Here is a 25806-nt window from a genome sequence, read left to right as displayed (position 1 = left end):
TACGACCCAGACTCCGTTTCCGTAGCCGTGTCCTCGGCCACGGGACCGGTCTCACGCTGAGGTTGTGCCGGTGGCGGGTCGGAGGAGGTCGTCACGGGAAAACACCCCTTCTGCTGGTATGGGCGACCGTTGTCGAAGTCGAGTGTTCCCGGGTACAGCAGCGCGGTCGAGGCCAACTGACGGCAATTCACAAATCCGTGATCACTCGGCCGGCCGGCTGTGTCGATTCCCGGCGGCGCGGCCGATGAGCTGTCCGAACATGATTGTCTGTATGCGGCGTGGGGTGAGGTACTTGCCGATGAAGTCGCTGATTTTGTTCATGCTGCCGGGGATGACCAGGGGTTTGCGTCCCAGGCTGTGCAGGGCGTTGGTGACGACCTTGCCGACGTGGACGGTCCGCTGCCGCTCCGCGGTGGCCGGACCGGTATCCGGGCCGCGCCACCGTGAGAGACACTCATGCCTCGGCCGAAGGCAGCATCACGAACGTGAAACACCCTGGCGGGCAGCTGGATTCAGCCGTCCGAGGGACCGGCGGGGTCGACCGCGACGGCGCGCAGGGTTTCGGCCAGGCGGGCGACCGGCTCCGGTAGCGGGCCGGGCAGCCGGGCCAGCAACATCCGGCGTTGTTCGGCGGGACCGCCGTGGACGGGCAGGATCCGGACCCCGGGCGGCGCGACCGGCACGAGACCGGCCGGCACAGTGGTGATTCCGCAGCCCGCCGCGACGAGGTTCAGTTTCGCGAGCCAGTCACCAACGGTGTGCACGACGGTGGGCCGCTCGTCGAGACCCGGCCAGGTACCCATCCCGCCGTCGCTGCGGGGTCCCGCGATCCACGACTGGCCGCGGAGGTCGGCGGCATCGATGTGGTCGCCCCGGGCGAGCGGGTGCTCGGCCGGGACGGCGATGCGCAGGCCGCGTTCGGTGAGGACCTGCACCTGCAGCGCGGGAGTCTCGGCGTCGAGCGGACGATACGGCGGCGCCGAGGACACCACCGCGAGATCCACGGTGCCCGCGCGTAAGGCGCGGATCAGCGCGGGGGTGCCGCCTTCCCGGCCCAGCACCGTGATACCGGGATGGGTGTGCCGCAGGCGGGCCAGCGCGGTCGGCACCAGGCCGGCCCCGGCGCTGGCGAACCAGCCCAGCCGCACCGTCGCCCGCTCGTCGGGTAGCCCGGCCAATTCTCTTGCCGTGGCGTCGATCTGGTCGACCACGACCGCGGCGCGGCGGGCCACGATCCGGCCGGCAGGGGTCAGGCGGACCCCGTCGTGCCGGCGCTGCACGAGCGGTACACCCGCCGCGCGTTCGAGGGCGGCGATCTGCCGCGACACCGCGGACTGGGTGTAGCCGAGCGCCGCGGCGGCCGCGGTGAGCGTGCCCCGCTCGGCCACCTCCCGGAACACCCGCAACGCGGTCAACGACGCCGCCGTGAAGGTCATGATATTTACGCATACCACAGATGCGTATTTCTCGCTTTCGACATGGCCAGTGGGCTTCTAGCGTCGAGGTATGACCTTGATACGCACACCCTTCGGGTTCGAGTCCACCGCCGCCGACGTCACCGCCGGCCTGGACCTGAGTGGCCGCCGTGCGGTGGTGACGGGCGCCACCTCGGTCCTGCTGGCCACCGCACCGCAGCTGGCCGGTGTCGGCGGTCGGTACTTCGCCGACTGCAATGAGAGCGAGACCGTCGACCGGCGCACCGGCACCCTGCACGGTGTCGCGCGCTACGCGCTGGATCCCGATGGCGCGCAACACTTGTGGGAGCTGTCGGAGAAGACGGTCACCGAGGGGGCGAAATGAGCAGGGTCGCACTGGTCACCGGCGCCACCCAGGGTCTCGGACTCGCGCTCGTCGAACTGCTGGCCCAGCGGATGGCTCCCGCCGACACCATCTACCTCACCGGCCGCGATCACGACCGGGTGGCCGCCGCTGTGGCCGCCATGCCCGTGGGCGGCGCCCAGGTGCGCGGGGAGATCCTCGACGTCACCGATCCGGGTGGCGCCGAACGCCTCGCGGACCTGCTGGTCGCACGGCACGGCGGCGTCGACATCGTGTTCGGCAATGCCGTCATGCGGGTGGGCCCCGACGACGACCCGCGCACGATCGTGCGGGAGTACGCCGAGGTCAACAACTTCGGCACCACCCGGCTGCTGCGCGCCTTCGCGCCGATCCTGCGCGACGACGGCCGGTTGATCGTGGTGGCCAGCTCACTCGGCACACTGCACCAGCTCGCGCCGGTCCTGCACGGCCGGTTCGACGGTGCGGCCACCCTCGACGAGGTCGACATCCAGGTCGGGCGGTGGGTCGAGGCGGTGGCCGACGGGAGCGCGCGGGCGGGAGCGTGGCCCGGCTTCGTCAATATCCCGTCCAAGATCGGTCAGGTCGCGGCCGTCCGCGCGCTCGCCGCGCAGCGCCGCGAAACCGACCGTGCCCGAGGCATTCTGATCGCCGCCGTGTGCCCCGGCATGATCAACACCCCCACCTCCGCCCTGTGGTGGGACGTGTCCGGCGCACCCACCCCCGCCCAGGCCGCGGTCGCACTCGTCGACCTGGCCCTCGAACCGGTGGATCCCGCCCAGTACGGCGAGCTGGTCCGGTACGGCTCGGTGCTCCCGTGGTCACCGTCAGCGGAACGCCGGCCGCTCGATGGCAACGCCCGGCATTCGTTCGCTGCGGTGACCTACGACGGCTGATCGATCTCGGTGACGATGGTGTACAGCTCGATGATCACACCGTTCGCGGTGCGAGCGATGTCCATGCCGCTCACCACCGGCGGCGCGCCGTCCGGCCCGTATCGGAAGGCCAGCTGGCCGATGTCGTCGAGTTCCACCGCGGGACCGGCGGCCCGGAACACCCAGTCCGGGTTCTCGGCGCGCAGTTCCGTGGCACGTCGTTCGAACTCCTTGCGCCCGAGGACCTTCCGGTCGGGCTCGTGCCACACCACATCGTCGGCATAGCTGTCGGCGATCACCGCGGCCCGGCGCCCCGGGTCCGGCTCGTTGAAGACGTCGAGCAGATTGCGCCGCATGAGCTCGGCCGGTGAAGGGGTCACAGCAGATCCTTTCGATCACAGGGAAAACGCTGGTAGCCAGGCGAGCGGATCGGGTGGTGAAGGAATGAAACCAGTGCCACCGCCCGCCGCGACCGGCCTGCGGCTCAGATGTGGAAGAGCGGTCCGGTGAGGGTAAGTCCGAGGTCACCACCGACATGCGAGAAGAACGCGAACAGCATCAGGGCCGCGCCGGCCAGCCCGATGTCCTTGTTGAAGTGGATCATCTCCTGCTGCTTGACCTGCGCATCGGTCTCCGTCCAGAACGGGTGCATGAGCAGAGCGGTCGGGACCAGGAACGCGATCAGCAGCAGCGATCCCAGATCGGCCCAGACGCCCAGCAGCACACTCAGTCCGCCCGCGAGCAGCAGCACGCCGGAGCCGAGCACCGACAATCCCGGAAGCGGAACGCCCTTGTAGCCGGCATACTCGGCCATCTGCTTGCGCTGGGCGAAGTGCCCGAACGCGGAGCCGAGGAAGAGCAGGGCGAACAGGATCCGTCCGACGAGTACCACGACATTCATGATTGTGCTCCTTGATGAGGTTCCGGCTGGTCGGTGAAAACGGTTGTGGCTCAGGTGCCGGCGACTCGGACCGTTGCCTGTCCTAGACAGCAATTGCGGTATGCGAGTTATTCCGGGGATTTCGATCGATTTCGGCCCGACCGTTCACACCGGGCGCACAGCGGCTCCCACCCCGGGCCGACAGCGACTTCGACTGCCTGAACTGGGTTATCGTGGATTCCATGGCCGGTAGCAGAGCAGTACAGCGAGAGGTGGCGGCGTCGACTGCCGCATCAGGTGGCCCGGTCAGCAATGCACTGATCCGGGCGACCCGGCTGCACATGACGCGAGCACGGCAACTGTTCCAGAGCGTTGGCCTGCACCCGGGACACGAGCTGCTGCTGATGTACCTGTGGGACAGCGGGCCCTGCCGGCAGGCCGAACTGGCCGCCGCGTTCGACACCGACTCCGCGTCGATGACCCGCACGGTGCAGCGGCTCGAGCGGTCCGGGTTCGTGCGGCGGCGCCCGGATCCCGACGACCGGCGAGCCACGCTGGTCGAATCCACCCCGGCCGGGAAGGCGCTGCGCAGCCGCGTGGAGCAGTTGTGGACCGAGTTGGAGACCGACACCGTCGGCGGGATGAGCACGGCCGAACAGCGGCGATTACTGGCCGGCCTCGAACGGCTCGGGGCCAATCTGACGGCCGGCCCCGACGACACGCGGCGCTGAGGTCGGCCGCCGGCTCATTCCTGCCTACGACAGCGATCGTCCTGGTGAACCAGTGCCCCTTCCAGGACCCAGGTCGGTCGGGCACCCGCCGCGTGATCAGGGTCGCGGGATCAGCCGACCGTGGTGGCCGATGCGGCTACGGCGGAGGCGAAGTCGGGCTGCACGCCGAGTTGGGCGAGCATGACGCTGACGCCGACGTAGCAGTTGAATTCCTTGATCTTGCCGCCCTCGAGGTACCAGAAGTCGGCGGTCGGAATGTCGAGCTTGGCGCCGGTCGGCTCGATGACCCCCGCGGGGGTCTGGAACGGGCCGGTGAAGGTGCCCTGGATGGACAACTCGACGGCGACGAGGTTGTCGCTCAGGACATGGAAGCGGTGCAGCTCGCGGTGGATGTCGGGCGCCAACTGTCCCATGACGGTGACCAGGTCGCCCAGGTGTTCTCCCCGGTAGACCTCGCCGGCGACAACGTTGTTGAATACGCCGTCCGCGGTGAACAGGTCGGCGAAGCCCTGAACGTCGAGGACGGTGCCCTCGGCCGCGTGGTACGCCGCCCGGACCACTTCTTCTGCGCTGATAGCCATGGTCTTGCTCTCCTCAAGAAACAAATCGAATGCTTGATTGAATTGTTCACCGACACAGGTAAAGATGTCAAGCAATCATTTGAATTGTTGCGCGACAGGCTATATCAGACCTGGTCGGACTGCCTCGAACCGCCGAGAAACGCCCCCGCCACCACCGGGACCAACCAGCGCTCGATCCGCCGCTGCGGCAACGCCGCCAGCTCCGCGCCGATCGGCGCCACCGCGAGCCAGTTCAATAGGCCCGCGGCACACCGCGTCCGGAACACCATCTCCGGCTCGTCGACCTCGGGCAGCCGCACCGACAGCACCCGAAGCACGTCCCGGCGCGACTGTTCGAACTTCGCATTCAGCCGTTCCCATCCCTCGGGAGGATCGATCCCGATCCGCGCCACCGTCCGCAGCACCGCCAGATCCCGGCCGCCCGCGGCGAGCGCCCGAACCATCGGCTGAGCGAACGCCGCAGACAATTCCTCGACGGTCGCCGTGACATCCAGCGACCCGACCGCCTCGATCTGCGCGTCCAGATATCGTTCCAGCGCGTGCTCGATCGCCGCATCGCACAGGCCCCGCAGCGACCCGAAGTGATAACTGACCGCCGACACGTTCGCCTCCGCGGTGTCGGTGATCTCCCTCAGGGTCACCCCCTCCGCCCCACGCTGTGCCAGCAGCTCGAGCGCCGCGGCCAGGAGTCTGTCGCGGGTGCGCCGGCCGGCCTCCCGACGCAGGTCCGTCCGTTCGGTCCCCATACGAGAACTCAAACAGTTGTTTGAGTTCTCTGTCAAGCTCATCAGCTGAGCACCGTGGACCAGGGCCGCGCGAGACCGGTGCGCTTGGCGGTCGCAAGGATCGGGGTGGTGTCGGTGGCGGTGATCGCGCCCAATGCACCGATCGTGGTGACGAGGAAGTCGTAGAGCGCGGCCAGATCGGTGACGGCGACCGCCGCCAGGAGATTCGCCGGACCGGTGGTCGCGGCGACGAACCGGACGTGCGGATTGCCGGACAGCGCCGCCGCGGTCTCCCCCAGCGCGCGGGGCTGCACATCGAGCCACAGCAGCGCTTCACTGTGCGCGCCCAGCAGTGCGGGATCGATCTCGGTGGCCAGGCGAACGACGTTGCCGCGCACCAGCGTATCGAGGCGGCGACGGGCGGCGAGCGCGGTGGTTCCGGCCCGGGCGGCGAGGTCGGTGTAGGTCATTCGGCAGTCCTCGGCGAGGGCCGCGATCAGCGTGCCGTCGATTGCGGCCGGTGCGGGCGCCGCCTGCACCGGTTCCGGGGCCAGCCGCGCGGCCTCCTCGGGGGTGAGCAGGCCCGCGTTCCAGCGCAGGGTCTCGGGGAACACCCGCAGCAGGGTGTGCGCGGTCCAGGAGTCCACGGCATCGGTCGCCGGCAAGTCCTGCAACAGCAGCGAGTTCCGGCGTTGCGGGCTGTCGAGGAAGAACACCGCGGATACCTCGTCACCGCCACCGAGAATGTCGACCCAGATCGTGTCCCGACGGCGGGCGAGTGCGGTCGCTACCTGACGAATTCTGTTGGGACGACACCGGATACGCAGTGCCATCGGAACCGCACCGGGCACCGTTGCCGGATTGCGGACGACGGTGCCCCGCAGCGTCCGGTCGGCGTAGAGCGGAACCGCGCGCCGCACGACGGTTCGCTCGGACAGGCCCAGGCACTCGGCGACGACGCGCCACGAGGCTCGTGGCGAGGCAACCAGCGCGGCCGCGATTCGACGATCGGTCTCATCGAGCTCGTGTCGCATATTACGCACTATAGCGCTCTCTACTGTCGGTAAATCTTGCTATATCGTCGCTTTATGGCGGTCGATTCGCATATCAGGCGTATCACTGTGTCGTGGCGCCGGGGACACCGCACCGAGCGGATGCCGGTCCGCTGGTTACCGATGATCGAGTCGACTTGGGAGACATCATGATTGATCACAGAGCAGATCTGCTGATCCGGGCCGCGGCGGTACACACGCTGGTGCCGGGCCGCCCGCCGCAGCGTGCGGTCGCGGTTCGCGGCGACCGGATCGTCGCGGTGTCCGACGACCCGAAGGGGCTCGACGACCTGGCCGGAACCGGCACCGAGATCCTGGATCTCCCCGGGTCCACGGTCCTGCCCTCGTTCGACGACACCCACACCCACCTGATCTTCGCCGCCCATGGCGCACACGATGTTCCGGTGCACGAAGCCCGCACGATCGCCGAATTCCTGGACCTGATCCGGCAGCGGGCCGCGGTGACGCCCGCGGGCCGGTGGATCCGGACCACGACCAACTGGCAGGAGCTCAACCTCGCGGAACGGCGGATGCCGACCGCCGACGAGCTCGACGGCGCCACCGACCGGCATCCGGTCCTGGTCAAGCGCGGCGGCCACAACGATGTGGTCAACAACGTGGCATTGCGGCTGGCCGGCATCACCACCGACACCCCGGTCCCGCCGGGCGGTGTGATCGGCCGAGAGTCCAACGGCCGCTTGAACGGCCGCCTGATCGACAGCGCGATGCGGCTGGTGGAACAGTTCGTTCCCGAGGAAGACGGCACTCAGCGCATCGACGGGCTACGTCTGGCCAGCCACGCGTACGCCGCGACCGGAATCGGCACCGTCCGCGATTGTGCGGTGTCGTTCGCCGACTACGACCTGCTCCGGGCCACCCGCGACCAGGCCATGCTCGGCACCCGCGTCCGCGCGTTGATCGCGGGTTTCGGACTGACCACGGCGACGTTGCTGGACGAAGCACTCGACCGGATGGAGGAGCTGCGCTACTCCGCGGATCCGTGGCTTCAGGTGTGGGGCATGAAGTTCGGTATCGACGGCGGCCTCGAAGCCGGCGCGACCGAGGAGCCGTACGCTTGCGACCACAGCTACTCCGGCGCTCTGCTGTGGGAACCGGACGGCCTGGTCGACGCGGTGAACACCGTGGTCCGCCGCGGGTGGCGAGTCGGCACTCACGCCTACGGCGATCGTGCGGTACGCATCCTGCTGGACGTGTACGAGCTTGTGCTGCAAGACAATCCGGGCTTGGCCCCGCACAGCCTCGTGATCGAACACGGCGGGCTGGCCGGACCCGAACAACGGGCACGAGCGGTGGCCCTGGGTATCCCGGTGACGATCCAGCAGCCGCTGCTGCACGACACCGCCGAGGTCGAACGCGAGTACTGGGGCCCGGAACGAGTGGCCGACCTGTTTCCGGCCCGCGGCTGGCTCGACCAGGGCGCCCTGGTCACCGGCGGCTCCGACTTCCCGGTCGGACAGTTCGGCGCCATGCGCTCGGTGTGGGGCATGATGACCCGCGAAACGGTCATCGGCGTCCAAGGCCCACACCACTCGATCACCTACGACGAGGCGGTCGCCCTGCACACCACGAACGCCGCGCGGCTGATGCGGGAGGAAAACCTCCGTGGCACAGTGAGTCCCGGCCGCCTCGCCGACCTCACGGTCTGGGACCGCGACCCCGCCGCCGGCCCGGCCGAATCCCTGCGCGACCTCCAACCCAGCCACACCATCCTCGGCGGACACCTGGTGCACAGCCCCGATCGCAACAGCTGACCGGCACGATCTCGCAGATCGGTAGCGTTCGGCAGCAGGCTCCGGATCGGCTGCCGGCCGGTCAGGTGCTCGGGCAAATTCGGCGCGAGGCAGCGGTAACTCAGCTGCGGTCGATCCGGCATCCGATCCCCCAGGCAGTGTGATATCAAGCAATAGGCTACGCCCGCAGCGGCTTCCACGCTGCAGCGATTGCCGCTTTCCGCCGACCAACACCTCCGAGGGCCCGTCGCACTGCCGTGGTGGCTCGATCAGCTGCCATGCTGGTCGGAGGTGATCTTCAGTTGCGGTTGAGGCCGTGCTTGCTCGTGCGGAGCACCCGCTCGAGATGCGCCTCGGCTCGGTCTCCCTCGGAGGTTGGTGTGCACCCGCCCGAACGTCATCCGGGACAGCATTCGGTCACGGACGACGAGGGTGTGCCACAGCACTGCGGCCAGGTGTGCGGCGAAGGTGACGTACAGCAGGTAGGCCGCGACGATGTGCGCGCGCAACAGGACAGCGAACACCGTGGCGTTCCCGGGGGCGATGGACGGCAGGTACCACGATCCGAACAACACGATCGGCTGTCCCGACGCCGACACCATCGCCCACCCGAACAGAGGCTGAAGTATGAACAGCGCGTACATCAATCGCTCGGAGTACTTCGCGACCACTCGTTCGGGCCGCGACATCCCCGCCGGCCACGGCGGCGGGGTATGTCCCAGTCGCCAGCCGATCCGGACCAGCGCGAGTATCAGGATCGCGAAGCCCAGTGGTTCGTGAATGGTGACCAGCAGGTGGAATTCGCTGATCGACCCGACCATGAACACGCCGATGAACAGCATCGCGATGACGGCCGCAGCCATGATCCAGTGCAGGCCGCGGGCGACTGCGGTGAACTTCGTGCCGGTGGTTTCCGCGTCACCGGGCATTGCGGACCTCCGGCACCTCGACCGCGCTGGGCGTATGCGGTTCCCGGGTGCGCCGCTGGTAGGACCTCGCGTAGACCGACGAGCGTGCCTCGAGCAGCGGATCGTCCGAAGGCGCGATCCCGGTCGGCAGCACCGTCGGGTCGAAGTTGACATCGCGCGCATTGCCCGGCGCCTCGGTCGCCAGCGCGTCGATGGTAAGCGTGCCGACCTCGACCTGCCGCCGAGTCGCGGGCCACGCCCGCGTCGCGTCGTTCGTCGGATCGCCGGGCTCGGCGACCGTGACCACCATCCGCCAGCGCACCGGTCCGTGCCCGAGACGTTCGATCAGCGCGTCGAACAGGTAGTCCCGTCCCGCCGCATGCGTACCCGCCACGAACGGATCCTCCGGGAGCAGGCTCCACCGCACCGGCACTGTCGTGCCGGCGGCATTGGTGAACCGAAATGCGTTGAGCCCGTGGAACGGACTGTTGGCGAACCCGTTCGACGGCGTCGTGCGCGCCACGACGGCCATCGCGCGCTCGGACTCGGGATATTTCGCGAGGAACGCCGCGACCTTCACAGGATCGGGCCGGCCGGTCGCGCCCACGGGTTGCGTGGCGAGCATCCGATCGTAGAAACCCCGCGGCACCCGGTCGAGGAACACCGGAATGTTCACCATGGCGGTGCGCCACTGCTCGCGACCATCCAGGTGAAACAGCACCGCGAGCCCGCGCACGGTCCCGTTCTGGTCGCCGGCCAGCGGCATACCGCCCGACAGCGAGAAGCGAGCCGTCACCGGCGTTGTCCCCGCCCGGAACACCGACGCCGTCGACAACGCGGTCCCGGCGCCGTTGCCGACGAACGTCCCCGATGCGCTGACCCCCTTGGCGTGGTTGCGCCGAAATCCGTTGTGCCGGCCGTAAACCCGCTCGAACCGGTCGACGAATGTCCCCGAACGCAGGCTGTCCGGCGTGAACCACCCTGCGGCCCAGGCGAATGCACCGACATTGACCGCCGAGATCCCGCCCACCGCCGCGATACCCGCCAGCGCACCACGGCGGGACAGCCCCGCGCCCGGCGGCTGCGCGTGCTCGGGCGGCGAAGACTCGGGCGGTGGAACCGGATCGGATGGTACGTGTTCGTCCACACTCGCCTCTTCGTGATAGTCGTGTCGAAACCGATACTGTCGCACCGACGTTACGTCGCCCATGCGCTGCGGCGGCCGCGCAAGTGGTGACGAAACAATGACGTACCGGCCCGATGCAGAACTTCGCTGACAGGCGGGAGGGCTACCGTCTGCCGCATGAACACCCGCAGCCATGCTGCGGGACGGAGAAGTGGGACGGTGTCCCGGCAGGCGGGTGAGCGCCACGATCCTCAGCCCATCTTCAGTCCGGTGGACGATACTTTCGCAACAATCGGGGGATGCTCGGCCTACCCTCGATCACCCAGCTGACCCTGACTCCACCGCCGCCGCCCCCGCCCAGTTTCAGCCGGACCGTCGGTAGCTCGCAGCATGCAATCTCGTTGCTGCACGGGTGGTTACCGCCAACGGTAGAAATCGTGGCGCTGGTGCTGGCGGTGCTGACGATCGGATGGCGCACGCGCCGGTGGCGGCTCGTGTGGCTGCCGATATCGGTAGCCGCCGGTGTACTCGGAGCGTTCGGCGCGCATGCGCTGGTCTACAACCAGGGCTGGGCCACCGGGCCCGACAGGGCGCCGTCGCTGCTGTGGGTGTGCGCGGGCGGCGCCGTGGGCGCGGTATGCGTCGCGGTGCTCGGCTGGACCAGCGCAACCTGGTGGCGGCGCGGACTCTCGGCGCTGACCGTCGTGGCGGTCGTATCGAGCCTGGGCATCGTGCTCGACCAGTGGGTCGGCTACTTCCCGACGGTCCAGGTCGCGTGGAATGCGGTCACCGAGGCGCCCCTGCCGCACGAGACGCCGCTGAATTCGCTGCCATCCATGCGCGGACAACCGATCTCCACCGGGCGGATCGTACCGATCCAGACGCCCGATACGGCCAGCGGCATGCACCATCGCACCGAATACGTCTACCTGCCGCCGGCCTGGTTCGCCAGGACCACACCGCCGCGGCTGCCGGTGGTGATGATGATCGGCGGCGAATTCGCCACCCCGGACGACTGGATCCGGATCGGCAACGTGCTGCCCGCGCTCGACCGGTACGCGACCCAGCACGGCGGCTGGGCGCCGATCTTCGTCTTCGTCGATACCGGGGGCACCTTCACCAACGACACCGAATGCGTCGACGGCCCACGCGATCACGCCGCGACCCACCTCACCGCGGACGTACCACCCTATGTCGAAAAGACCTTTGGCACGGCCACATCCGCGAGCGAATGGGCGGTGGCGGGGTGGTCGATGGGTGGCACCTGCGCGATCGATCTGACCGTCATGCACCCGTCACAGTTCGGCACCTTCGTCGACATCGCCGGCGATATCGGCCCCAACGCCGGCAACAAGCAGCAGACCATCGCGCGGCTCTACGGCGGCAGCGCCCAGCAGTGGGCAGCCTTCGATCCGCGCACCGTAATGGCAGCGCACCGGAAATACACCGGAATGACCGGCCTGCTCTACGCCTTCACCCCGACCGGGCCCTTCGGGCGCTGGACCGGCGGGCAACAGCCGGGCACGAGCACCGACGAGCGCACCTTCCTCAGCGGAAAGTCCAGCAACACCATCAAACTCGAATCCGCCGCCGCGCTCTACACCGCCGCGACCAGGGCCGGCATCGACGCCACCCTGTACAGAACCCGGGGAAACCACACCTGGCAGGCCGCCACCGGCGCGTTCGACTCGGCCCTGCCATGGCTGTCCGATCACCTTCGGCCACAGTAGTTTCGCCAGCCCCAACACCTGCGACACCTCCCGCGCCGATCAGCGGCGGTCGCGGGATGTCGCTTCCGCCTGAACCGTGCCACCTGAGTGACGGTTTGTTCGAACCCGGTCGGCTAGCGCAGGGATTCGATACCGGCCAGGATGAGATCGATTCCGGCGCGGAACTGTTCGCGGTCGTCGTGAGCGGACAGTTGTGCGGCGACGCGGTGCACGAATGGGTATCGCGCGGGGTCGTGCTCGGCCCATCGGGCGGCGACCCCCGCGAGGAATTCGGCGCGGTCGGTTTCGCGTGTGAGCCGTGCGCCCGCCGCATACTGGCCCGCGAGACCGAGGATGTAGTTCACCAGCGCGGAAGCGGAATCGAACTGGGCGCGCTCGGGGACGCCGAGCGCCGCGAGTCGCCCGCCGACGCCTTCGAAGATCCGCATGGTCGCGCAACCCCAGGGCGCACTGGAGAGTTGAGCGCCCACCCACGGGTGGGCGTCGATGGCGTCGAATACGCCGAGAGCGACCGCCCGGACCGACTCACGAGGTTCCCCGCCGGGGTTCACCCCGGTCATGACCCGGGCGATGATGTCGTCGGCGGCGGCGGCCAGTAGCTCATCCTTGTTCGCGACGTGCCAGTAGATCGCGCCGCTGCCGGTGGCCAGACGGGCCGCGAGGGCGCGGAAGGTCAGCGCCTTCTCGCCCTCGGTGTCGAGGATCTCGATCGCGATACCGACGATCCGCGCCCTGGAGAGCGAGTTCGGGCGGCGTTCGGGCCGTTGTTTCTCGGTCGTCACGCTGTCCATCTTGACATTTCTGGAACGTTGTTCCAACCTGAAATGTCTGGAACGTCGTTCCAGACTTCTCGCGAAGGGAGCAGCAACATGACGGCATCGGTCACCATCATCGGTGCGGGACTCGGCGGTCTGACCTTGGCCCGCGTCTTGCATGTACACGGCATCGCCGCGACGGTCTACGAGGCCGATGCCTCGCCGGCGGCGCGCACCCAAGGCGGTCAGCTCGACATTCATCAGGACGACGGGCAATTCGCGCTCGCGGCAGCGGGGCTCACCGAGGAATTCCATGCGATCATCCACGCCGGCGCGGAGGCGGCGCGGGTAGTCGACAGGCACGGCACGATATTGCTCGATCTCCCCGACGACGGACTGTCGGGGCGCCCGGAGGTATTGCGCGGAGAGCTGCGGCAAATCCTGCTCGACGCACTGCCCGGCGGGACGATTCGCTGGGGGCACAAGGTCACCGCGGTGCGCCCGCTCGGCGACGGCCGCCACGAGCTCACCTTCGCCCACGGTTCGACCGTGACCACCGACCTGCTCATCGGCGCGGACGGCGCGTGGTCCAAGATCCGGCCGCTGCTCTCCCACGCCCGGCCCGAGTACATCGGGACGACCTTCATCGAGACCTATCTCCACGACGCCGAGGAGCGTCACGCGGCGACTGCCGCGATGGTCGGCGAAGGCGCGATGTATGCGGTGGCACCTGGCAAAGGAATTACCGCGCACCGCGAATCCGGCGGCGTCCTGCACACCTATGTACAGCTGAACCGCTCCGCTGAATGGATCGCGGCCATCGATTTCACCGATGCCGCCGCCGCGACCGCTCGTGTCGCAGCCGAATTCGACGACTGGGCACCCGAACTCACCGCACTCATCACCGATCGCGAATCCGCGCCGGTGCCGCGCATGATCCACACCCTGCCCGACGGACATCGCTGGGACCGCGTGCCCGGGGTGACGCTGCTCGGCGATGCCGCGCACCTGATGCCGCCCTCGGGCGACGGCGCGAACCTGGCGATGCTGGACGGCGCCGAACTCGCCCTCGCGATCGCCGCGCACCCGGGCGATATCGAGGCGGCGCTGACCGCCTACGAGACCGCGATGTTCGCGCGCGGCGCCGCGTTCTACGCCGACGCGTGGGATGTGCTCGACCTCTGCCTCGGTGACCGCGCACCGTTCGGGCTCGTCGAGCTGTTCAGCGGCGTACCGCAGGGCGAACCCGAAGTCGCTCCTGATCTACCGGGCCGCAACAAGATCGAGCCGCCGCCGCTTCTCAGCGATTGTCGTCGAGCATGACGATGGTGAGGGCGCGCGGGCAGTAGCCGCGTGGCGACGGAGCCGAGCTCGGCTGTCACGCTCGTCGCCGGTTTGCCTGTCGCTCATGGCGTGAGCCAGGAGCGCATACCTCGGCTTCGTCGGCCGAATGGGAGTGCGACGACCCCACCGAGCGTCATTGCTCGATCTCGGTCACACCTCGTTGTGCATCCGCAGGGGTTGCATCTGTCAACGGGCACTGCACTCGGCGGTGACATCTTCGGAGCGAGATGCTGTCCGCCGACATCTTCGAGTCTCCTTGGCTGAGCAATCGGCAAGCATCTGTAAAAATACGGGACCACCTACCCGCTTTTCCCCATCGCAGCGACGGGCACCGCACGATGGGTACAGCATGATCACACCCGCCGATCACCCGGTTTCAATGGTTGGACCAGCAGGTTCCATATCCAAGTTCTGGAGGACACGGATCGTGAAGGGCTTGTCACGTCAAGGCCCGGGACCTGTGGCTCTAGGTGGGGACCCGCCTGCGGCCGACGATGGCAGGCATGCCTCACCACAACGACCCCTTCGCACCCGCCCTACATACCGCTCATCAGTGGCTCAACACCGTCGCCGAGAGCATCGGCACCGACGACCGCCGGTTCGCGTATCGCGTGCTGCGTGCCTGGCTGCACGCGGTCCGGGACCGGATCGGCGTGATCGATTCCGCCCATCTCACCGCACAGTTGCCCGAATTTCTGCGGGGCATCTACTACGAGAACTGGTCGCCTGCTCACGTACCCGCCGGTCACCGCACCGCCACGTTCGTCGCACAGTTCGCCCACGACGCCGACGTCGGGCAGGACCAGGTCACAGCGCTGGCAAGCGCCGTCACGGACGCGCTGAACACCCTGTTCTCCCCGGGACAGCTCGACCACGTCTTCACCGTGCTACCCGTTCACCTGCGAGATCTGCTGCGTGGCGACGCCGAATACGTCCCGGAGACGGCGCCACCCATCGAGCCCGCCGACTCGCTGGACCACAAGCTGCGGACACTCGGCGACGCGGTGGCCGCGCTGGCCCGGGGACTCGAGGAGGTTCCGGCCTTCAACACCGCGGCGAACAGGCCAGCGATTGCCGCGCAGTACGCGCACCGCATCCTCCTGGCCGAGGGACTGACGACCTCGCCCGACACCACACCCGCGGGGTGAAGCCATGCGCTCCGAAGCGACGAAGACCCTCGCCGCCGCGGCCGCGGGCACCGCGATACTCCTGGGCGGCCTCGCGGCCGGCTATCGGTGGCTCGGCCGGACGAAATGCCTCACCTGGGGCGCCAGCGGCGAGGAGATCGCCCGGATCATGCCCGGCGACGTTCTCCTGCCGGACCCGGACATCGTCGCCACCCGCTCCGTCACCATCTCCGCCGGGCCCGGCGCAGTCTGGCCGTGGCTGGTGCAGATGGGTCCGGGGCGTGGGGGCGCAACCATCGGAATGGGATCCACCGGACCGCGATTGCGGGTGGCGATCCTCGAACCCGAACGCGCGATGGCACTGGCCTCCGAGGACGGCCAGTGGGTCTGGTCGTTCGGCCTCTACCCCACCACCGGCGGCACCCGGCTGGTCAGCCGCAACCGCATCGCCATGTCGCGCACCGCATGGCCGATGCGGCTGTTCAACCATGTCGTCATGGAGCCCGGCAGCCTGCTCATGGAACGAAAGATGTTGCTGGGCATCAAGCAACGGGCCGAGCGCGGCGCCTGTGTGCCCTCCTCGGGCACCGTCGGTGAACCGGCTCGAGCCACCCAGGACCGGGCCGGCGGAACCCTACGGGACGCGACGAGCTCGGTGCGGTCCTCGCCCAACAGGATTCGCTGATACAGCGCATGTAGTCGCCCACCATCCGCTGCGGCGAGAACGGGTGGCCGCGAGGCAGTCGTCCAGCCGGTGACGCCACTGCGCCGCCGGGAACTCGATGGCACTTCTGCCTTCCGGCCCGTGACGATCGGCAGCATCGCGGCTCGTGCGCAGTGCCTACCGTGGCTTTCGCCGGCCCGTTATCCCGCTGTCCGGTCCACACTTCGGAGGTCACGATGACATCGCAGGACCACGACAAAGATCCGCACCACGTGGCGTCGGCGGCGGTGGTCGTCGGCGTCGACGGCTCGCGCGGCTCGGACATCGCGCTGCACTGGGCCGCCGACTACGCCGCCCACCGCGGCCGCGAACTCCAGATCGTGCACGGGATGGGGCTGGTCGGCACCAGCGGTGTCGCCGGGTATGCGATGACCTTGGAGGCCATCGCCGAAGCGGCCCGCGCCGAAGGCCGGGAGGTGGTCGAGCGCGCCGAAGAGGTCGCGCGCCTCGCCGCACCCGAGCTCCGGGTATCCGGAAAGGTGGGCGCCGACAACCCGGCAAACCTGCTCATCGACCGCAGTGCGACGGCATTCGCAGTCGTCCTGGGTTCGACCGGTTCGGCCGGCACCCTCGCCCATCTGGGCTCGACGCTGCTGGCGGTGACCGCGCACGCGTACGGCGCGGTGATCGTCGTTCCCGACGAACACGCCGTCGCCGACCGCACCGGCGGGCCGGTGGTCGTCGGTATCGACGGGAGCCCGATCAGCGAGCCCGCCATCGCCGCGGCCTTCGCCGAGGCGGCCGAACGCCGCACCGACCTCGTGGCCGTACACGTCTGTTCCGATTGGGATTTCGGTCGCTTCGCCGGTACGAGCACCCTGATTCCCGACGCGGACGCCGAAGTGGCCGAGTCGGCAATTCTCGCCGAACGTCTCGCGGGCTGGCAGGAGAAATACCCCGACGTCCCGGTGACGCGGCAGACATACCTGTCCGCGCCCGCCGCCAAGCTGCAGGAATACTCGAAGACGGCGCAACTGATCGTCGTCGGCAGCCACGGCCGCGGCGGAGTTCGCGGCCTGCTTCTCGGGTCGACATCCAATTACCTTGTGCAGCACGCATATTGCCCCGTGATGGTCGTCCATCAGGAACGAAAGTAATCCACACCGCACCGACCATCCCGATGGATCTGGTTACCGAAGCTGTCGGCGAGTGAGTGCGCGGCGGAACAGATACAGGGCGGCGCCGAGGGCAACGACCGCGGCCCCGGCGACGGCCGAGGCATGGGGCAGGGTGAATGCCAATGCGAGACAACCGATCAGACCGATGGCAGGTATTGCCCCGGTAAGGCATTTGGTCCACCGGTGCAGGTTCGGTTGGTCCCTGTCGCACGACAGGCCGGGACCCGACCATGGAAGTCGTGCGGAGTCAACATGCGGAAAGGGTGCGGCCCACCGGGCTGGATCCCGAGGAGGCAGCCGATCGATTGCTGCGCGATCTGCACAGCGGCCGCTCCGGGCTGACCAGCACCGAAGCCGGGCGGCGCCTGCTGCAGTACGGACCGAATGCGCTGCGCAAGCGGGGCGGCCGACAGTGGCCCGCCGAGCTCGGGCGGCAGTTCACGCATCCGCTGGCGTTGCTGTTGTGGCTGGCCGCCGGTCTGTTGCTGGTCGTGGGTTCGCATGTGGTAGCAGCGGCGGTGTTGCTGATCATCGTCCTGAACGCCGCGTTCTCCTTTGTGCAGGAGGTGCAGGCCGGACGCGCGGTGGAGGCGCTGGCGAAGTATCTGCCGCAGCGGGCGAAGGTGGACCGGGACGGGATCGTCCGCGAGATCGATGCGACGGAGCTGGTGCCCGGCGACATCGTGCTGATCGAGGAGGGCGATCGGATCGCGGCGGACATCCGGCTGCTCGCGGGCGCGATCGAGGTCGACTTGTCGGCCCTGACCGGGGAGTCGGTGCCGGCGCTGCGGTCCGCGGCGATGGCCGATGTGAACGTGCCGCTGCTGAGCGCGCACGATCTGGTGTTCAGCGGCACGAGCTGCACCGGCGGACAGGCGCGCGGCGTCGTCTTCGCCACGGGCATGATGACCGAGATCGGCCGGATCGCGGCGCTGTCCGAGCGGGTGAAACCCGAGCCCAGCCCGCTGGAACGTCAGGTGCGTCGCGTCGCGTGGCTGATCGCCGCGGTGTCGGTGCTGCTGGCGCTGTCGTTCATACCGGTCGCGACCCTGGCCGCGCACCTGACCTTGATCGACTCCCTGGTGTTCGCCGCCGGCCTGCTGGCCGGGATGGTGCCCGAGGGGCTGCTCCCTGTCATCACGCTCGCGCTGGCCGTCGCGGTGCGCAGCCTGGCGGGCCGAGGCGCACTGGTCAAACGCCTGTCCGCGGTCGAGACCCTGGGCTCCACCGATGTGATTTGCACCGACAAGACCGGTACGCTGACCCAGAACCGCATGACGCCCACGGCGGTGTGGACGATCCTCGGGCGGGTCGACATCGACGTCGACGACGCGAGGACAAGACTGAGTTCGTCACCGCTGTACGATTCCCTCGCCCGAATCGCGGCCCGCTGCAACAACTCCCGCCTGGATCAGGAGTCCGGCCCTGTCGGCGACCCAACGGAGGTCGCGGTACTCACAGCCGCGCGGATGTTCGGCGCCGACACCGATATCGCGCACCGAGAAGCGCACCGCCGCTGGCAGTTTCATTTCGATCCCGAGCTCGAGCTGATGTCGACCGTCGACGACCGCGACGACGGGCCCCTGATACTGCACACCAAGGGCGCGCCGGAGGCGGTGCTGCCCCGCTGCACGACGATACTCGACGCGCACGGCCGCCCGGCGCCGCTCGACGGCGAGCAACGCACCCGCACCGAGGACGCGGTGAATGCCTTTGCCGCCGAAGGGCTTCGCGTGCTCGCCCTCGCCCAACGGGAACTATCCGGGCCGCCGCCGCACCGCCGGGACGATGCCGAACGCGATCTGTGCCTCACCGGCCTGATCGCGATGCTCGCCCCGCCCCGGCCCGGCGTCGCCGACGCGGTCGCGCGCTGCCGGGCCGCAGGCATCCGCATCATCGTCATCACCGGCGATCATCCCCTGACCGCGGCCGCGATCGCCGAAAGCGTCGGCATCACCGGGCCGCACCCGGCGGTCGTCACCGGTGAACAGTTCGACCGGCTCGGCGAGAACGAGCTGGCCGCGCTGATGCGCGCGCAGCCGGAGATCATCTTCGCCCGCGCGACCCCCGAGGCCAAGCTGCACATCGCCGAGGCACTGCACCGGGACGGCCACGTAGTCGCCATGACCGGCGACGGAGTGAACGACGCGCCGGCGTTGCATCGCGCCGATATCGGTGTGGCCATGGGGCTTTCGGGCACCGACGTCGCCCGCGAGGCCGCCACCATGGTGCTCACCGACGACGACTTCAGCTCCATCGTCGCAGCCGTGCAGGCCGGCCGGCGCATCTACGACAACGTCCGCAAATTCATCGTCTACATCTTCGCCCACGCCACCCCCGAGACCGTGCCGTTCCTGGTGTTCGCGCTCAGCGGCGGCGCGATCCCGCTCCCGCTGACCATCCTGCAGCTGCTGGCCTTCGACGTGGGCAGCGAGACCCTGCCCGCGCTGGCGCTGAGCCGCGAACCCGCCGAACCTGGCATCATGACCCGCCGTCCCCGCCCTCGCGACGAGGGCGTCATCCGGCGGCCGATGCTGTTGCGCGCCTGGTTGTTCCTCGGGCTGATCGTCACCGTCCTGCAGCTGGCCGGGTTCTTCTACGTCCTGCATGCCGCGGGCTGGCAGCCAGGCCTGCCGACCGGCCCCGGCACACCGCTGCATCACGCGTATCAGCAGGCGACAACGATGACCTTCCTCGGCATGATCGCCGGACAGATCGGCACGGTGTTCGCCGTCCGTACCCAGCACGCCTCACTCCGCGAGGTCGGCGTCTTCAGCAATCGCTACCTGATCGGCGCGATCGCCGCCGAGATCGCGCTCGCGGCCGTATTCGTCTATACGCCCGCGCTCCACACGCTGCTGGGCACCGCGGCCCCGTCGCCGGGTCAGCTGGCTCTGCTGCTGCCCTATCCGATCATCGTCTGGGGCGCCGACGAACTGCGGCGCTACCTCGTGCGACGCCGAGATCATCGAGGCACGGCCGTTCACGCCGGCGAGAGCCCGAGCGGCGCATCGCAATCCGTGGGTGTGACGAGTGTGAGACCGGCCTCGTAGCGGTGGAGCAAAGGAACGGCAATCCGTGTTCGCACACTCGCGCCACCGCGCGGGCTTCCGTCAGCACCGGCGCGGGGCGGGGACCGGCTGCCGCATTCGTGCCGGACGTGCGACCTCCGGGCCTCGCACAGGGTCATCCGCCCCTGTCCGGTCCACCGTGTCCCGGATGAAGCTCGGTAGGGAGATATCGAAACGAGGAGCTGGACGCCATGACCATGCAGTCGCCGATGATGCAGACCATGCACGCGATCATGATGTGGTTGCATCAGATGGGAATCTACCCGCCGATGCCCATGCCCATGCCCATGCCCATGCCCATGCCCATGACGATGTGACCTCACGAGCCTCATCCGGCGAGGGTGAAGTAGTTCTCCTCCTCCTGCAGAAAGTGCAGGCGCAGTAGGGCATACAACCCGTACAGACAGGCCAGCAGGTCCTCAACCTGGTCGGGGCCGATGCGGCCGGCGGAATGCGCGAGGTCGAGGTGCGCGCCGATGCGGGTGGACAGCCGCCGGATCTCGGCATGGGTGCGGCTCATGGCCGCCGTCGCCTCCGTGCTGCCCAGCGGCGTGGCCAGTGCCGGGTACAGGATATTCTCCTCGGCCTGCTCGTGCGGAAGCAGCTCGCTCACCAGGAACCGGTGTGCGTCCTCGACGGCGGCCAGCGCCCCGTCATCGGGCCGTGCGGCGAGCCGATCGGCGGCGGTGCGTAGCAGGCTCAACGTATCGCGCAGGGCATCGTGCTCGCCGGCGAAGCGGTGCAGTAGATCCGCTGTCGCGGTGGGTAATTCGACGCATGCGGCGGGATTGCCGCGCAGTGCCCGCAGGGCGTTCAGAATAACGGCCACGTCGATGCCCTCCTGCAACAGCGCACCGGCGGCGGGCGGCAGCCAGCCGAGGGCGGCGACGATCATGGCCACCAGCGACAGAGCCATTCCGGCCACTGCGCTCTGCACCGCGATGCGACGGGACCAGCGAGCGGTGTCCATCGCGTCGGCGAGGCGATCGAGGCGATCTGTGGTCAGCACGATGTCGGAGGCCTCCGACGATGCCGCCGATCCGCGGGCGCCCATCGCGACGCCGACGGTGGCCGCGGCCAGCGCCGGGGCGTCGTTGACGCCGTCGCCGACCATGACCGTCACGGCGCCCTCGCACTCCCGCCGCACGGCCTCGACCTTGTCCGCCGGACTCTGCCGCGCCATCACCTCGTCCAATCCGAGCACGGTCGCGACCTCGCGGGCGGCTTCGGGCCGATCGCCGGTGAGCATCACCAATCGAGTCAGTCCCGCCCGGCGCAGTCGCCGGACGGTGCGAGGAGCGTCGCGCCGCAACGGATCTCGCAGCAGCACCGCGCCGCCGAGTTCGCCGTCGACCACGATCCACGCGATCGCCGCCGAATCCAGGCTCGCGCGATTGACCACCGCGCGCGCCCAACCGGCGCCGAGGAGAAACTCGGACACCCGGCCGACGCCCACCCGATGATTCCCGACCGTGCCGGTGACCCCGTGGCCCGGCCGTTCGACGACCTCCGTGGGCGGGGTCAGGTCGATGCCGCGGGAGATCGCCTCGGTCACGATCGCCTCGGCCAGCACATGCGCCGAGACCTGGTCCACCGAGGCGGCCAGCCGCAGCATCTCGCCGACGTCCCGACCCGGCGCGACGATCGTCTCCACCACCCGCGGGCGTCCGGCGGTGAGGGTACCGGTCTTGTCCATGACGAGAGTCGTTGCGCGCCCGAGGCTCTCCAGCGCGCCACCGCCGCGGACGACGACGCCCAGCCGCGACGCGCGGGACAGCCCGGACACGATCGCCACCGGCGCGGCGAGCAGCAGCGGGCACGGCGTGGCGACCACCAGCACCGCGACCGCCCGCACCGGCGACCCGCTCAGCTCATATGCGGCGGCCGCGACCAGCAGGGCCAGCGGCAGGAACCAGGCCGCGTAGCGATCGGCGAGGCGCACGACCGGCGCGTTCTCGGCGTTCGCCTGTTCGGCAAGCCGCACGATTCCGGCATAGGTGCTGTCGGCTTCGGTCGCGGTGGCACGCAGCTCGAACACGTCGCCGGCGTTGACGACCCCGCTGCGCACCGGATCGCCGGGCGCCCGCTCCACCTGCAGCGGCTCGCCGGTCAGCACGGATTCGTCCAGCACCGCAACGGTATTCAGGATTCGCCCGTCGACCGGTACGGCCTCACCGGCGGCAACCACGAGTACGTCCCCGACGCGGATCTCGCCGAGGGCAACGACGTTCACCTCGTCACCGGTCCGACGGCGCGCCGAACGCGGTGCGTGCTCGAGCAGCGCACGCAGATCATGGGAGGCTCGGCGCTCAGCGGCGGCGTCGAGCGCGCGCCCGCCTGTCAGCATGACCGCGATCAAGGCGCCGGCCACGTATTCGCCGACCAGCATCGTGCCCGCGAGCGACAGGACCGCGATCAGATCGACCCCCGCGCGTCCCTTCGCCAGGGTCATGATCATCCAGACCACAGCCGGGACGATCGCCACCGCCGTCGTGGCGATCCACGCGGTGTCGGATGCGGACCGTAGCCCGAGCAACCACAGGATCCCGCCGGTCGCCAGCCCCGTCACCGTGAGCAGGACCAGCGCCGGCTCGACGCCCGCCGCCACGCGCTTCGCCCACTGCGGCGCAACCATCCTCGTCCCGGTCATGCTGACGCTCCCTCCGGTCACCGATGCGTGTCGTCCAGCGTCAGTCCATCGAATCGGCGGCTACCCGGGCAGTGCCGTTATCCCTTACCCGCACTGTCGTCGGACACCGAATGCGGACATCGAGAATCAGCGCGCCACGCCGAGGCCGTGCTGACCGGCGCGATCGGCAGGATCCGCTGGTAGGGCATCACATCTGGTCTATGCGATTATCGGACCGGTTGTGGCGCTGCGCTGACGCAGCCGCGCCGACGCGAGAGTCCGGCCGATTGCCATCTCGGCCGGACTCCTTTGTTGCGCCGCACCACCTTTCGGAGATCCGCGCGGCCCTTCCGATGGCCCCGCCGGTGACTCCGGTCACCGCCGCGACCCCCGCGATGAGCTGCCCACCCGGCGCCCATATCGCAGCGTCCGGCACGTAGCGGGCGCCTCCCCGCAGCCCTGGTGACCGGAGGTCAATGCGTCCAGACCCGGAAACCCGCGAACAACGAGTGTCGGCCGTGCTCGAATTCCGGTGACAGGGCACCAAGTCGATGCGAAACGGGTCCTATGGCCGCGCTCACGAGGCCGAAGACCGTTCCGCCCGGGCATGTCCGGCGCCGAGACTCGGGAGTTGACAGGCCCGGGCACACCCGCGCGCCCATACGGAGGAGAAGCGCAATGAGGACGATGGCCGGGTAACCATGAGCAGACAGGCCAGTTCCCCGCCGCCGGGCGATCGCCCGGCAGCGACACCGGAGCCGGATCGTCCAGGCTGGTGGTTCCGGATACTTCCGTTCGCCGCGATCATCGCGGCGCTGGTCGTGTCGGTCTGGTTGTCCGGGGTCCACACCCCGGGTCCGCCCGCGGCCGACCTCGCCTACAGCGCGTTCCTGTCCGACGTCGATTCGCATCAGATCAAGACCATCACGATCCAATCCTCCGGCCGGGCATCCGGGGCCCTGACCAACGGGCACGACTACACCACGGTCATTCCCGCACAAGCCGGTTCGGCGCTGCTGGACCGGCTGGAGAAGGCCGGTGTGTCCGTGACGGCACAGGCGCCGCCCGCCAACACCACCTCGATCTGGTCGCAGGTGCTGACGTGGGCGCTGCTCATCGGGCCGATCGTCTTCCTGTTCTGGTGGCTACGGCGCCTCGGCCGCGGCACCACGGGCCAGCTGCAGGGTGCGATGGGGGTGGGAAAGTCCAAGGCAAAGGTGTTCGACAGCGAACGCCCGACCACCACCTTCGGCGATGTGGCCGGCTACTCCGGCGCCAAGGCCGAGATCACCGAGGTCGTCGACTTCCTGCGCGCCCCGGAGCGATATCGCCGCGCCGGGGCGGTCGCCCCCCCGCGGGGTGCTGATGATCGGCCCGCCCGGCACCGGCAAGACCCTGCTCGCGCGTGCGGTCGCCGGCGAGGCCGACGTGCCGTTCCTGTCGGTGGCCGGGTCCAGCTTCGTGGAGATGTTCGTCGGCGTCGGCGCCGCCCGCGTGCGAGACCTGTTCGGCGAGGCGCGCAAACGGGCCCCGGCGATCGTCTTCGTCGACGAGATCGACGCGATCGGGTCGCGCCGCGGTGGCCGGTCGGCCATGGTGGCCAACGACGAACGCGAGCAGACGCTCAACCAGCTCCTGTCGGAGATGGACGGATTCGATCCCGCCGTGGGCATCGTCGTCCTGGCGGCCACCAACCGACCCGAAGTCCTCGACCCCGCGCTCCTGCGACCGGGGCGGTTCGACCGGCAGGTCACCATCCCGCTGCCGACCCTCGCCGAACGTGCGGCGATCCTGGCGGTGCACTGCCGCGGCAAGCGGCTTGCCCCGGACGTCGACATGGGGGTCATCGCCCGCGGCACGCCCGGTTTCTCCGGCGCGGATCTGGCCAACCTCGCCAACGAGGCCGCGATCTGCGCGGTCCGCGACGACCGCGAGGTGATCCGGGCCGCCGACTTCGATTCCGCCCGCGACCGAATCCTGCTGGGCCGGCGCGAGGGATCCAATGTGCTGCTCCCCGGGGAGAAGTTCGCCGTGGCCGTCCACGAGAGCGGGCATGCCCTGGTGGCCGCGTTGTCCACCCATGCCGATCCGGTCGCCAAGGTCACGATTCTGCCCGCGGGCCAGACCCTCGGCACCACCGAACAGCTGCCGCTCGTCGAGCGTCACCTCTACCGCGAGGACTACCTCACCGACACCCTGGCCGTGCGCCTCGGCGGCCGGGCTGCCGAACTCGTCGTGCTCGGCCAGGGCTCCACCGGGGCGGCCAACGACCTGTCCCAGGCCACCGAACTGGCCACCCGAATGGTCCGCGAATACGGTCTGTCCGGCAGGCTGGGCCCGGTCGGCTACCCGGCGGGCGGGTCGGTATTCCTCGGCGGCGACGGCCCCGAAATGTCCAGCCGCCCGTTCGCCGAGGCCACTCAGGCGCTGATCGACGCGGAGGTTTCCCGCCTGCTGCGCGAGGCCGAGCAGCGCGCACTGGACCTGATCCGATCCCATCGCGACGCGCTGGACCGGCTCGTCGACCTCCTGCTCGAGCACGAAACCGTCGACGGCGCCGGGGTTTACGCACTCGTGGGCATGGCCCTTCCGGACGGCGAGACCGGGACCGCTCCGGCCGCCACGGTCGCGCCCCATCGCTCCGCCCGCACTGCGGCGGCGCGCGCGGCAAACGGCCGAGAGGGCCATCCGCTTCGCGACCGAGACTCGGCAATCGCCGAGGACCCCACGCCCACAGGTCATCACCGGTCGCCGTGAACGCCGATATTGCCGAGTCCGAAACACTGACCGCCGGGAGCAATCGCCGAGCAATACACAGGAAATCGAACCGCAACGAACAGCTGGTTGTCTCTTCTACCAATGGCCGCCACAGCAGGTCTCGG

At 69.1% G+C, this 25806-nt stretch carries 23 protein-coding genes and 1 pseudogene; 13 read left to right on the top strand and 11 right to left on the bottom strand.

The window, feature by feature from the left end; all coding sequences use genetic code 11:
• Positions 1-512 precede the first annotated feature (512 nt).
• On the bottom strand, positions 513-1436 hold the full coding sequence (locus KO481_RS12905) for a LysR family transcriptional regulator (RefSeq protein WP_215917270.1): 924 nt from the start codon (positions 1434-1436) through the stop codon (positions 513-515).
• Between the two features lie 70 nt (positions 1437-1506).
• Between KO481_RS12905 and KO481_RS12900 the strand changes: the two genes are divergently transcribed.
• Together KO481_RS12900 and KO481_RS12895 are read left to right on the top strand one after the other, a co-directional pair.
• Positions 1507-1800 carry a hypothetical protein gene (locus KO481_RS12900; protein WP_215917269.1) on the top strand — a complete coding sequence of 98 codons (294 nt, stop codon included), beginning with the start codon at positions 1507-1509 and terminating at the stop codon, positions 1798-1800.
• Positions 1797-2693: an SDR family NAD(P)-dependent oxidoreductase gene (locus KO481_RS12895; RefSeq protein ID WP_215917268.1), complete on the top strand. Its 897-nt coding sequence runs from the start codon at positions 1797-1799 to the stop codon at positions 2691-2693. Before KO481_RS12900 ends, KO481_RS12895 begins: the two co-directional genes overlap by 4 nt.
• On the opposite strand, the gene KO481_RS12890 is transcribed toward KO481_RS12895, so the two are convergent.
• A complete protein-coding gene (locus KO481_RS12890; protein ID WP_215917267.1) occupies positions 2681-3052 on the bottom strand; it encodes a nuclear transport factor 2 family protein in 372 nt (123 codons plus the stop codon). The two genes, KO481_RS12895 and KO481_RS12890, sit on opposite strands and share 13 nt — an antisense overlap.
• Positions 3053-3156: 104 nt before the next feature.
• The gene (locus tag KO481_RS12885) at positions 3157-3573 is read right to left on the bottom strand and encodes a DoxX family protein (RefSeq protein ID WP_215917266.1); all 417 of its coding nucleotides are present in this window, start codon (positions 3571-3573) and stop codon (positions 3157-3159) included.
• A gap of 221 nt (positions 3574-3794) precedes the next feature.
• Here KO481_RS12885 and KO481_RS12880 point away from each other — a divergent pair, with 221 nt between their 5' ends.
• A complete protein-coding gene (locus KO481_RS12880; protein ID WP_215917265.1) occupies positions 3795-4283 on the top strand; it encodes a MarR family winged helix-turn-helix transcriptional regulator in 489 nt (162 codons plus the stop codon).
• 110 nt (positions 4284-4393) lie between these two features.
• On the opposite strand, the gene KO481_RS12875 is transcribed toward KO481_RS12880, so the two are convergent.
• The 3 genes from KO481_RS12875 to KO481_RS12865 all read right to left on the bottom strand — a co-directional run bounded on the left by KO481_RS12875 (position 4394) and on the right by KO481_RS12865 (position 6623).
• Positions 4394-4864 (bottom strand): ester cyclase, encoded by a 471-nt coding sequence (locus KO481_RS12875; protein ID WP_215917264.1) that lies wholly within the window; start codon positions 4862-4864, stop codon positions 4394-4396.
• Positions 4865-4968: 104 nt separating this feature from the next.
• Positions 4969-5610, bottom strand: coding sequence for a TetR/AcrR family transcriptional regulator (locus tag KO481_RS12870; protein ID WP_215917263.1), 642 nt, complete (start codon positions 5608-5610; stop codon positions 4969-4971).
• A 41-nt stretch (positions 5611-5651) separates the two neighbouring features.
• Positions 5652-6623 (bottom strand): Lrp/AsnC family transcriptional regulator, encoded by a 972-nt coding sequence (locus tag KO481_RS12865; protein ID WP_215917262.1) that lies wholly within the window; start codon positions 6621-6623, stop codon positions 5652-5654.
• Positions 6624-6790: 167 nt separating this feature from the next.
• Here KO481_RS12865 and KO481_RS12860 point away from each other — a divergent pair, with 167 nt between their 5' ends.
• A complete protein-coding gene (locus KO481_RS12860; protein ID WP_215917261.1) occupies positions 6791-8413 on the top strand; it encodes an amidohydrolase in 1623 nt (540 codons plus the stop codon).
• Positions 8414-8661: 248 nt separating this feature from the next.
• Here the strand turns inward: KO481_RS12860 and KO481_RS12855 are convergent, their stop codons facing one another.
• A complete protein-coding gene (locus tag KO481_RS12855; RefSeq protein ID WP_215917260.1) occupies positions 8662-9321 on the bottom strand; it encodes a cytochrome b in 660 nt (219 codons plus the stop codon).
• Positions 9311-10447: a catalase family peroxidase gene (locus KO481_RS12850; RefSeq protein WP_372452007.1), complete on the bottom strand. Its 1137-nt coding sequence runs from the start codon at positions 10445-10447 to the stop codon at positions 9311-9313. The genes KO481_RS12855 and KO481_RS12850 overlap by 11 nt, the downstream gene beginning before the upstream one ends.
• A 278-nt stretch (positions 10448-10725) precedes the next feature.
• Here KO481_RS12850 and KO481_RS12845 point away from each other — a divergent pair, with 278 nt between their 5' ends.
• Positions 10726-12156 carry an alpha/beta hydrolase gene (locus KO481_RS12845; RefSeq protein ID WP_215917259.1) on the top strand — a complete coding sequence of 477 codons (1431 nt, stop codon included), beginning with the start codon at positions 10726-10728 and terminating at the stop codon, positions 12154-12156.
• A 113-nt stretch (positions 12157-12269) separates the two neighbouring features.
• On the opposite strand, the gene KO481_RS12840 is transcribed toward KO481_RS12845, so the two are convergent.
• Positions 12270-12947: a TetR/AcrR family transcriptional regulator gene (locus tag KO481_RS12840; protein ID WP_215917258.1), complete on the bottom strand. Its 678-nt coding sequence runs from the start codon at positions 12945-12947 to the stop codon at positions 12270-12272.
• Positions 12948-13025: 78 nt separating this feature from the next.
• Between KO481_RS12840 and KO481_RS12835 the strand changes: the two genes are divergently transcribed.
• The 6 genes from KO481_RS12835 (at position 13026) to KO481_RS43905 (ending at position 20612) form a co-directional block, all read left to right on the top strand.
• On the top strand, positions 13026-14234 hold the full coding sequence (locus tag KO481_RS12835) for an FAD-dependent oxidoreductase (RefSeq protein WP_215917257.1): 1209 nt from the start codon (positions 13026-13028) through the stop codon (positions 14232-14234).
• Positions 14235-14758: 524 nt separating this feature from the next.
• On the top strand, positions 14759-15403 hold the full coding sequence (locus tag KO481_RS12830; protein ID WP_245400763.1) for a DUF2267 domain-containing protein: 645 nt from the start codon (positions 14759-14761) through the stop codon (positions 15401-15403).
• Positions 15404-15407: 4 nt separating this feature from the next.
• Positions 15408-16067: an SRPBCC family protein gene (locus tag KO481_RS12825; RefSeq protein WP_215917255.1), complete on the top strand. Its 660-nt coding sequence runs from the start codon at positions 15408-15410 to the stop codon at positions 16065-16067.
• Between the two features lie 215 nt (positions 16068-16282).
• Positions 16283-17203, top strand: coding sequence for a universal stress protein (locus KO481_RS12820; protein ID WP_215917254.1), 921 nt, complete (start codon positions 16283-16285; stop codon positions 17201-17203).
• A 260-nt stretch (positions 17204-17463) separates the two neighbouring features.
• Positions 17464-20277 carry a cation-translocating P-type ATPase gene (locus KO481_RS12815; protein ID WP_308166563.1) on the top strand — a complete coding sequence of 938 codons (2814 nt, stop codon included), beginning with the start codon at positions 17464-17466 and terminating at the stop codon, positions 20275-20277.
• Positions 20278-20486: 209 nt separating this feature from the next.
• Positions 20487-20612 (top strand): hypothetical protein, encoded by a 126-nt coding sequence (locus tag KO481_RS43905; protein ID WP_281066061.1) that lies wholly within the window; start codon positions 20487-20489, stop codon positions 20610-20612.
• 11 nt (positions 20613-20623) lie between these two features.
• Here KO481_RS43905 and KO481_RS12810 read toward each other — a convergent pair whose 3' ends face one another.
• On the bottom strand, positions 20624-22945 hold the full coding sequence (locus KO481_RS12810) for a heavy metal translocating P-type ATPase (protein WP_215917252.1): 2322 nt from the start codon (positions 22943-22945) through the stop codon (positions 20624-20626).
• 680 nt (positions 22946-23625) lie between these two features.
• Here KO481_RS12810 and KO481_RS44725 point away from each other — a divergent pair.
• A pseudogene (locus KO481_RS44725) lies at positions 23626-23925 on the top strand (ATP-dependent metallopeptidase FtsH/Yme1/Tma family protein); the annotation flags it as partial.
• Here the strand turns inward: KO481_RS44725 and KO481_RS42970 are convergent.
• Positions 23901-24041: a hypothetical protein gene (locus KO481_RS42970; protein ID WP_245400762.1), complete on the bottom strand. Its 141-nt coding sequence runs from the start codon at positions 24039-24041 to the stop codon at positions 23901-23903. The pseudogene KO481_RS44725 and the gene KO481_RS42970 sit on opposite strands and share 25 nt — an antisense overlap.
• A 248-nt stretch (positions 24042-24289) precedes the next feature.
• Between KO481_RS42970 and KO481_RS12805 the strand changes: the two genes are divergently transcribed.
• A complete protein-coding gene (locus KO481_RS12805; RefSeq protein ID WP_245400761.1) occupies positions 24290-25681 on the top strand; it encodes an ATP-dependent metallopeptidase FtsH/Yme1/Tma family protein in 1392 nt (463 codons plus the stop codon).
• Positions 25682-25806 lie beyond the last annotated feature (125 nt).

Source organism: Nocardia albiluteola, from assembly GCF_018860155.1.
GTDB lineage: Bacteria > Actinomycetota > Actinomycetes > Mycobacteriales > Mycobacteriaceae > Nocardia > Nocardia albiluteola.
Note: the sequence above shows the minus strand (reverse complement) of the source record. Positions and strands in the feature narration are given on the sequence as shown.